This is a genomic window from Microcella sp. (assembly GCF_046296455.1).
Taxonomy (GTDB): domain Bacteria; phylum Actinomycetota; class Actinomycetes; order Actinomycetales; family Microbacteriaceae; genus Microcella.
The window spans coordinates 107,163-115,342 of the sequence record NZ_JBKBLF010000006.1 but is presented as its reverse complement, the minus strand read 5'-3'; the positions used below and the strand labels follow the sequence as shown (position 1 = coordinate 115,342).

Sequence of the window (8,180 nt, the reverse complement as noted above, 5' to 3'; positions counted from 1 at the left end):
GGCGCCCGTCGCGGGATTGCGCACCGGCTCGCCCGCACCCGCGCCGTGCGCGCGATCGGGCTGCACCCCGTCGTCGCGCGGCCGGGCTACTGGTTCGCGACGGCCGTCGGCGTCACGTGGGGTGCCCTGTTGGGCGGATTCCGCGTCTCGCGGCGCGGGGGCGTCATCGTGTGCGAAGGGCTACCGCGCTGGGCCTTCGGGCGTGGCGGCACGACGATCGGCGCCGCCTACCTCACGCGCGACAATCTTCGCGAGAGCGTGCTCGAGCACGAGGCTGTGCACCGCGCGCAGTGGAAGAAGTACGGGCTCGCCTTCATCCCGCTCTACCTCGCGGCGGGGCAGGATGCCCGGCACAACCGCTTCGAGGTTGAGGCGGGCCTCGAGAAGGGCGGCTACCGGTGATTACTCATACGCAGGCGACGACGGGCGCACTAGCCTGACGCCATGCGACGCTCACTGCTGCTGACCGCCACGCTGCTCCTGACGCTCGTCATGGTCGGGTGCACCCCGACGCCCGCGGCCGAGCCGAGTGCGGCACCGACCGCGAGCAGCGCCGAGCCCAGCAGCACGCCGACGTCGACGCCGCAGCCGATCGCGCTGCCCGATTGCGACACCATCTACTCCGACGCGGTCGTCGCGAGCCTCACGGGCGAGGGGCGCAGCCTGCTCGGCGACGTCAGCGGGCCGGGCATGGGTGGTTGGGGCACCGCCGACGACAGCATCGAAGCGATACTCAGCGCGATCCCCGAGCGCGTGAGCTGCACGTGGGTGCTGCCCGCCACCGAGAGCGGCTCGACCACGTCGATCGCCCGGCTCGACGAGGCCACGCGCACGACGCTCATCGACGCGTTCACCGCGGCCGGATACGTCGTCGATGGCACGCTGTTCGAGATCGAGGTCGACTCCGAGATCGGCTCGTACAACGAGACCCACATCCTCGCTGACGGGTTCTGGATCGGCAGCTACTTCTCGGGCGGCGATTCGGCGACGCTCACGAGCGACGCGCTCGCCCAGCTGCTGCCGTAGCGCGCCGCTGCGCGCCCCTCACCACTGCGCTTCCCCACCACCGCGCTTCCTCACCACCGCGCTTCCTCACCACTGCGGCGGGTGGATGCTCGCCCCGCGCCGCGCGCGCTCGAACTGGGCGCCCAGCGCCAGCAGCGTGGCCTCGCCGCCGGGGCGGCCGATGAGCTGCACGCCCATGGGCAGCCCCGGCTGATCCGAGGTCGACGGCGTGAGCCCCACCGGCAGGGTCAGCGCGGGCAGCCCGGCCACGTTGACGAAGCTCGTGTACGGCGTGTACTGCACCTGCTGCGTGAAGTTGCGCTCAGCATCCTCGGCGTCGTACCAGCCGAGCGGGCGCGGCGTCATGGCGAGTGCGGGCGTGAGCACGGCATCGACGGTCGACAGTCGGCGGATCACCCGGCGCTCGAAGCCGCTGAGCCAGGCGAGCGCGCCGACGAGCTGCTCGGCGGGCAGCGCGCGCCCGCGCTCGACGAGCCAGGCGGTGAGGGGTTCAAGCTGCGCGAGCTCGTCGGGCGTGCGCGCGGGGATTGGCGCTGCGCTCGCCATCCACACGGTGCGAAAGTGCGCGCCGTAGTCGGGTTCGGGCTCGAGCGCGAGCTCGTCGAGACCGTGCCCGAGCGTCGAGAAGGTGGCGATCGCCTCGTCGAGCGCCCACCGCGCCTCGGGGTCGAGCAGGATGTCGGTGTACTCGTCCCACGGCGACCTCGTCATGACTCCGAGTTGGTAGCGGCCCTCGCCGCGCACCGCCGCCCCGAGCAAGGGGCCCTGGTGCGGGTGCTCGCGGCCCGAGGCGAGCGGAGGGTCGACGGGGGCGCGCGTCGCGAACGGCCAGGGCGCCGCGGCGACGAGCGCATCGAGCACGAGGGCCGCGTCGGCGACCGTGCGCGCGATCGGTCCCGGCACCACGAGCCCCGCGAGGCGGTCGAGACCGCTGCCGGCGGGAACCCGACCGCGCGAGGGCTTGAGCCCGACGAGCCCGCACGCGGCTGCCGGAATGCGGATGCTGCCGCCGCCATCGCTGCCGGGCGCGACGGGCAGCAGGCCCGCGGCGACGGCGGCCGCTGCACCACCGCTCGAGCCCCCCGCGCCTCGGCTCAGGTCGTAAGGCGTGCGCGCGGGCGGCGCGACGCGGCTCTCGGTGTACGAGGGCAGGCCGAACTCGGGTGCGGCGGTCGCGCCCAGGCTGATCGCGCCGGCGGCGTCGAGGTGCTGCACGAGCTCGTCGTCGCTCGAGGGCACGTGGTCGATGCGCAGCCGCGAGCCGAAGGTCGTGCGCTGCCCCGCGCGCTGCACGAGCTCTTTGTCGGCGATCGGGATGCCCCACAGCGGCGCCGACCGCGCGACGAGACCCTCGAGCGCATCGGCGCGAGCGAGCGAGCGCTCGGCCTCGACGACCGTGAACGCCCCCACCGCCGAGTTGTGGCGCTCGATGCGGGCCAGGTAGTGCTCGACGAGCTCGCGAGGGCTGATGCGCCCGCGCCGCAGCCACTCCCCCTGCTCGAGCGCGCTGAGGTGGTGGAGTTCGAACACCCTGCGAGCCTACGGCGACAGGGCGCGGCGGCCGCCGCGTATCGATTCGACAACGAAGGGTGCCCGAAGCCCCGCAGCGCCCCGCGCGGCCCGGGAACATGAGGCATCGACTGCTAGATTCGCCGCCGGGGGCCGCTCGCGGAGCGCACCCCGTCTGGTCCGGTCACCACAGAAGGAGCACCATGATCGCGCAGCGCCTGCTCGTCGGCACCGCCGTTCTCGTTCTCATCGGCGGTCTCGCCGCGTGCGCGCCCGAGTCCGAGCCCGTCACCGAGCCCGAGGCCCCCGAGCCGACCCCCACCGCCGTCGAGACCACCGAGCCCGAACCCGAGCCGGTCTTCTTCACGATGCCCGCCGACTGCACCACGATCCTGCCGCAGTCGCGCCTCGACGCCTTCGCCGAGCAGAACCTCGAACTGCTGGGCGGCCCCGGCGGCGTGTACGGCGACGAGTACTTCTTCGACCCGACCCCCGAGCAGCTGGCGGGCGGCATCAGCTGCGTCTACGCCGAAGACGGCGTCGACCTCTCAAGCCTGCTCATCAGCGTCGCGCCCATCACCGCGGCCAACCGCGCGGGCATCGTCAACGACCTCACGGCGCAGGGCCTCAACGAGGCCACGACCGACGATGGCGCGGTCACGTACAGCCAGCAGGGCGACGAGGGCGTCGTGCCCGCGATCTACAACGTCATCACCGACGACAGCTGGATCTCGGTCATCAGCACCTTCGGCGGCGAGGTCTTCTACAACGAGGCCGTCACCCTCGCGACCGAGGTCGCGGGCGAGGTCTACCAGTAGCCTGCGCGCTCGCCACGCCGCTCAGCGGCGGCGGCCGAGCGACTTCTGCATCATGACGACGCCGAGCCAGCGGCCGAACTTGAAGCCGACGCGCCCCATCGAGCCGGTCGTCACGAAGCCGTAGCGCTCGTGCAGGGCGATCGAGCCCTCCGCGCCGCGATCGGCGATCACCGCGATGACCTCTTTGACCCCCGCGGCCTTCGCGCGATCGAGCAGCTCGCGCATGAGCGCCGTGCCGAGCCCCTTGCCCGTCGACGCGGGCCCGAGGTAGATCGAGTTCTCGACCGTGAAGCGGTACGCCGCCTTCTCCTTCCACGGGTAGACGTAGGCGAAGCCGAGCACGACCCCGTTGGGCGAGACCGCCACGAGGAACGGGTAGCCGAGCTCGCGCACCTTCGCGAACTTCTCGCGCAGCGCCGCAAGGCTCCACGGCGACTCGTCGAAGGTCACCGTCGAGTTGGCCACGTAGTGGTTGTAGATCTCGCGCACGTCGGGAAGATCCTGCTCGACCGCCTCGCGCACGGTGAACGCGAAGGGCGCCTCGGGCTCGGGGCGCTTGCGCAGGTGGGGCGGCAGGGCGCGGCGGCGCTCGTACTCCTCTTCGAGCATCCCGCCCCCTCTCTCAGCGCCTCGTTCCCGATTCCGACCGCGTCAGTCTACGGTCGCCGCCGGGGGCAGGCGCCAGTCGATCGGCGGCGCCCCCTGCTCGGCGAGCAGCCGGTTCACGCGGCTGAACGGGCGGGATCCGATGAAGCCCCGATGGGCCGACAGGGGGCTGGGATGCGCGCTCGCGACGACCGGAACCCGGCCCAGCAGCGGCGCCGCAGCCGCAGCATCCCGGCCCCACAGCACCGCGACGAGCGGCCCGCCGCGCGCGCCGAGAGCCCGCAGCGCGCAGGCCGTGACCTCCTCCCAGCCGCGCCCCCGGTGCGCGCCCGCGCGCCCGGGGGCGACCGTCAGCACGCGGTTGAGCAGCAGCACGCCCTGATCGCTCCAGGCGCTCAGGTCGCCGTGCTCGGCCGCCGGGATGCCGAGATCGTCGTGCAGCTCGCGGTATAGGTTGACGAGCGAGCGCGGCAGCGGCCGCACGGCGGCGTCGACGGCGAAGCTGAGCCCGACGGCATGGCCCGGCGTCGGGTACGGGTCTTGCCCCACGATCACGACCCGCACCTCGCCGAGCGGCCGGGCGAAGGCCCGCAGCACGTCGCGCTCGGCGGGCAGGAAGGGTAACCCCGCCGCGGCCTCGGCACGCAGCGCGGCGAGCAGGGCGTCGATGCGGTCGGCGACAGGCGCGAGCGCGACCGCCCAGTCGGGCGCCATGCCTGCCCGCCCCTCGCTCATGCGAGCACGCTACCGCGCCCCGCCGCGCGCTAGCATCGCGGAATGACCGAGCCCGCGAGCGCCTCGACCAGCCCCTCCCCCCTGCGCGGAAAAGCCGGCGCCATCACGATGGGCCTTGTCGGCTACCTGTTCTTCGTCGAGTTCGTGAGCGGCGTGCTGCAGGGCTACTACGTGCCGCTCATCAGCGACCTCGTCGAGTACCTCGGCATTCGCGACGCCGACTTCAACTGGTTCGAGGCGGCGCAGCTGCTGCTGAGCGCGCTCGTCGTGCCCGTGCTCGCCAAGCTCGGCGACATGATCGGCCACAAGAAGGTGCTGCTCATCTCGACCGTGCTCACGGCGGGGGCCAGCTGGTGGCTCGTGTTCGCCGACTCGTTCTGGGTGTTCCTGGCCGCCTGGGCGCTGCAGGGCTTCTACGTCGTCTGGCTGCCGCTCGAGGTCGCGCTCATCTTCGACCGCGGCCGACGCAGCGACACGGGCGCCTCGCAGACGCGCCGCGCGGCCGGGTACCTGGTCGTGGCGCTCGAGGCCGGTGCCATCGTGGGCGCGCTCGGCGGTGCCAGGGTCTTCGCCGCGTTCAACGAGAACGTCACGCTCACGCTCATGATCCCGGCGATCGCCGTGACCGTCGCGTTCTTCGTCATCCTCTTCGGGGTGCCCGAATCGACCCCGCAGCCCGGGCGCCGCCTCGACACGATCGGATTCGTGCTGCTGACGATCGCGCTGCTCACCGTCACCTCCGGGCTCACCTTCTTGCGCATCAACGGGCCCGCCACGTGGTGGGTGTACGCACTCATGCTGCTCGGCCTGCTGCTGCTCTACCCCTTCGGCCGCTGGGTGCTGCGGCACCCCGACCCGGCGATCGACCTGCGCGTGCTGCGGCAGCCCACCATGTGGCCCGTGCAGCTGACCGCCGGCCTCGTCGGCATCAGCATCCTGGGCGCGCAGGCGCCGCTCAGCACCTTCGCCGGCACCGACCCCGCGAACGGCTTCGGGCTCGGCCTCGACGCCGCCGAGCGCTCGTACATCATCGGCGCCTACCTCGTGGCGATGATCATCGGCGCCCTGCTCTTCCCGGTCGTCTCGCGCCGGTTCACGCCGCGTCTCGCCCTCATCGCCGCCTCGGTGACGGTCGGGCTCGGGTACCTGGCGTTCCTCGTCAACAACACGACCGCCGTGGGGGTCACCCTCAACATGGTGGTCGCGGGCATCGGCTCGGGCGCTCTCGTCGCGGCACTGCCCGCCGCCGCGGCCGCCGCCGCGCCGCTCGGGCAGACCGGCATCGCGACGGGACTCACCAACACCACCAAGACGATCGGCGGTGCCTTCGCGAGCGCCGTCTTCGCCGTCGTGCTCGTGCTCGCCGCGGGCCAGGCGGTCACCGAGACCGCGTCGAGCCTGCTCGGCTACCTCATCGTGTTCGCGATCTGCGGCGGTGCGGCGCTCGTCGCGGCCACCGCGCTGCTCGTCGTGCCCCGGCTCGCCTTCGGCGACGTGGCGGCCGAGCCGGATGCGCAGCCGACGACGAGCGTTCGCCCCTAGTCTTCGCGCACCGCGAGCGGGCGGCGCACGATCTTGTGCTGCGCGGCCTGCGCCACGGGGCGCACCGTCAGCTCGTCGAGGTTGACGTGCGCGGGCGCCTCGAGCGCGTGCACGACGAGCTCGGCGATGTCGTGGGCCGTCAAGGGGTGCTCGACCCCCTCGTAGAGCGCATCGACCTTCGCGAAGTCTCCCCCGAAGCGGTTGAGCGCGAACTCGTCGGTGCGCACCATTCCCGGGGCCACCTGCATGACGCGCAGCGGCTCGCCCGCCAGCTCGAGGCGCAGGGCGTGCATCATGCCGCGCAGGGCGAACTTGGCGGCGTTGTACCCGCCACCCGACTCGTAGGCGATCTGGCCGGCCGTCGACGTGATGGCGAGGATGTCGCCGACACCACGCTCGCGCGCGCCGGCCCGCAGCGCGGGCAGCAGGGCGCTGATGACCCGCTGCGCGCTCAGCACGTTGATGTCGAACATGCGCATCCAGTCGGCGGCGTCGGCCGACTCGACCGAATCGGTGCCGATCGCGCCGCCCGCGACGGCGACGATGGCGTGGATCGGGCCGGTGGCGGCGACGTGCTCGCGCAGGGCATCCACCGCCGCCGCGTCGGTCAGATCGGCCACGACGGTCTCGCACCCGGTCTCGGCGGCGAGCGCCGCCAGCCGGTCGGCCCGCCGGGCGACGGCGACCACGCGCCAGCCGCGCGCGCGCAGCAGACGGGCTGTTGCGGCCCCGATTCCCGAGCTTGCACCGGTCACGACTGCTGTCAAGGGGGTCATGGTCACACGCTACCCGCCGAGGGGCCGGGCTAACGTGGAGCGATGGGGGCTTCATCGACCTCGGCGCGCCCGCGCGTGCCGTTGTGGGACACGACTCGGTTCATCGCCATCGCCCTGGTCGTGACGGGGCACGCGATCCAGCGGCTCATCTCCGACTCCGACGCCGCGCTCGTGACCTACCTGTTCATTTACGCGTTCCACATGCCGCTGTTCGCGATCATCAGCGGCTACTTCTCGAAGCCGGGCCCGCCGAACGAGCGACAGATGCGCCGCGTCATCACCGACATCGTGCTGCCCTACGTCATTTTCGAGACCATCTGGACGGCGGTGCAGGCGGTCGTCGAGGACAACTGGACCCTCAACCCCACCCGGCCGTCGTGGACACTGTGGTTCTTGCTCGCGCTCGGCATCTTCCGGCTCGTGCTGCCCTACTTGGCGCTCGTGCGGTGGCCGCTCGTGTGGTCGATCGCCTTCTCGGTGGGCGTCGGCTACTTCGGCAACGTCGACTCGACGTTCTCGCTCTCGCGCGCGATCGGCATCCTGCCGTTCTTCGTGCTCGGCTGGAAGCTGCACGAGTGGGGCGTGGTCGACCGCTGGCGGCTCGCCGACCCGCCGACGGTGCTCGTGCGCTCGATCGCCGTCGCGGTGCTCGGCTTTTGGCTCGCCGTGCTCATCGCGTTCATCGACGTGTGGCGCGCGATCGACCTGCGCTTCTGGTTCTTCTACGAGGACTCGTACCGCGACCTCGGGCACGACGAGTGGTGGGCGGGTCTCGTTCGGCTCGCGCTCATCGCGCTCGCCACCCTGCTCTCGGCAGCCGTGCTCGTGCTCGTTCCACGCCGCCCGATCGCCATCACGCCCTTCGGCCAGGCGACGATGTACGTGTACCTGCTGCACAGCTTCGTGCTCTACCCCATTCGCGAGAGCGGCGTCATCGGCGGTGACGAGCGCTCGGACTGGCCGTGGCTCATCGCGCTCGTGGTCTTCTCGCTGCTGCTGACGATCGTGCTCGCGAGCAGGCCGGTGCGCCGGCTCTTCCGCCCGCTCGTCGAACCGCGGCCCCGCTGGCTGTTCCGCCCCGATCTGGATGCGCGCACGGGCCCGTTGCGCATCCAGCCCTCGCGCACCGACCCCACGGGCTCGCGGCGCGATCGCGAGCGCTGAGCCG

Annotated in this window: 9 protein-coding genes; 5 read left to right on the top strand and 4 right to left on the bottom strand. The window is 72.2% G+C overall.

Translation table 11 applies throughout. The features are described 5' to 3' along the window. Positions 1-45: 45 nt before the first annotated feature. Positions 46-402 (top strand): hypothetical protein, encoded by a 357-nt coding sequence (locus ACK4HH_RS05020; protein ID WP_255160969.1) that lies wholly within the window; start codon positions 46-48, stop codon positions 400-402. Between the two features lie 42 nt (positions 403-444). Further along, on the top strand, positions 445-1,026 hold the full coding sequence (locus ACK4HH_RS05015; protein WP_409648924.1) for a hypothetical protein: 582 nt from the start codon (positions 445-447) through the stop codon (positions 1,024-1,026). 66 nt (positions 1,027-1,092) lie between these two features. On the opposite strand, the gene ACK4HH_RS05010 is transcribed toward ACK4HH_RS05015, so the two are convergent. Continuing rightward, positions 1,093-2,556 carry an amidase gene (locus ACK4HH_RS05010; RefSeq protein WP_409648921.1) on the bottom strand — a complete coding sequence of 488 codons (1,464 nt, stop codon included), beginning with the start codon at positions 2,554-2,556 and terminating at the stop codon, positions 1,093-1,095. A 182-nt stretch (positions 2,557-2,738) separates the two neighbouring features. On the opposite strand from ACK4HH_RS05010, the gene ACK4HH_RS05005 reads away from it, so the two are divergent. After that, positions 2,739-3,353 carry a hypothetical protein gene (locus ACK4HH_RS05005; protein ID WP_409648918.1) on the top strand — a complete coding sequence of 205 codons (615 nt, stop codon included), beginning with the start codon at positions 2,739-2,741 and terminating at the stop codon, positions 3,351-3,353. 21 nt (positions 3,354-3,374) lie between these two features. Here the strand turns inward: ACK4HH_RS05005 and ACK4HH_RS05000 are convergent, their stop codons facing one another. Together ACK4HH_RS05000 and ACK4HH_RS04995 are read right to left on the bottom strand one after the other, a co-directional pair. Beyond that, positions 3,375-3,962, bottom strand: coding sequence for an N-acetyltransferase family protein (locus ACK4HH_RS05000; RefSeq protein WP_409648915.1), 588 nt, complete (start codon positions 3,960-3,962; stop codon positions 3,375-3,377). Between the two features lie 42 nt (positions 3,963-4,004). After that, positions 4,005-4,694: a uracil-DNA glycosylase gene (locus tag ACK4HH_RS04995; protein ID WP_409648912.1), complete on the bottom strand. Its 690-nt coding sequence runs from the start codon at positions 4,692-4,694 to the stop codon at positions 4,005-4,007. Between the two features lie 42 nt (positions 4,695-4,736). Between ACK4HH_RS04995 and ACK4HH_RS04990 the strand changes: the two genes are divergently transcribed. After that, positions 4,737-6,236: an MFS transporter gene (locus ACK4HH_RS04990; protein ID WP_409648909.1), complete on the top strand. Its 1,500-nt coding sequence runs from the start codon at positions 4,737-4,739 to the stop codon at positions 6,234-6,236. Here the strand turns inward: ACK4HH_RS04990 and ACK4HH_RS04985 are convergent. Further along, positions 6,233-7,012: an SDR family oxidoreductase gene (locus tag ACK4HH_RS04985; protein ID WP_409648907.1), complete on the bottom strand. Its 780-nt coding sequence runs from the start codon at positions 7,010-7,012 to the stop codon at positions 6,233-6,235. The genes ACK4HH_RS04990 and ACK4HH_RS04985 overlap by 4 nt on opposite strands. 42 nt (positions 7,013-7,054) lie before the next feature. On the opposite strand from ACK4HH_RS04985, the gene ACK4HH_RS04980 reads away from it, so the two are divergent. Further along, positions 7,055-8,176: an acyltransferase family protein gene (locus ACK4HH_RS04980; RefSeq protein WP_409648904.1), complete on the top strand. Its 1,122-nt coding sequence runs from the start codon at positions 7,055-7,057 to the stop codon at positions 8,174-8,176. Positions 8,177-8,180 lie beyond the last annotated feature (4 nt).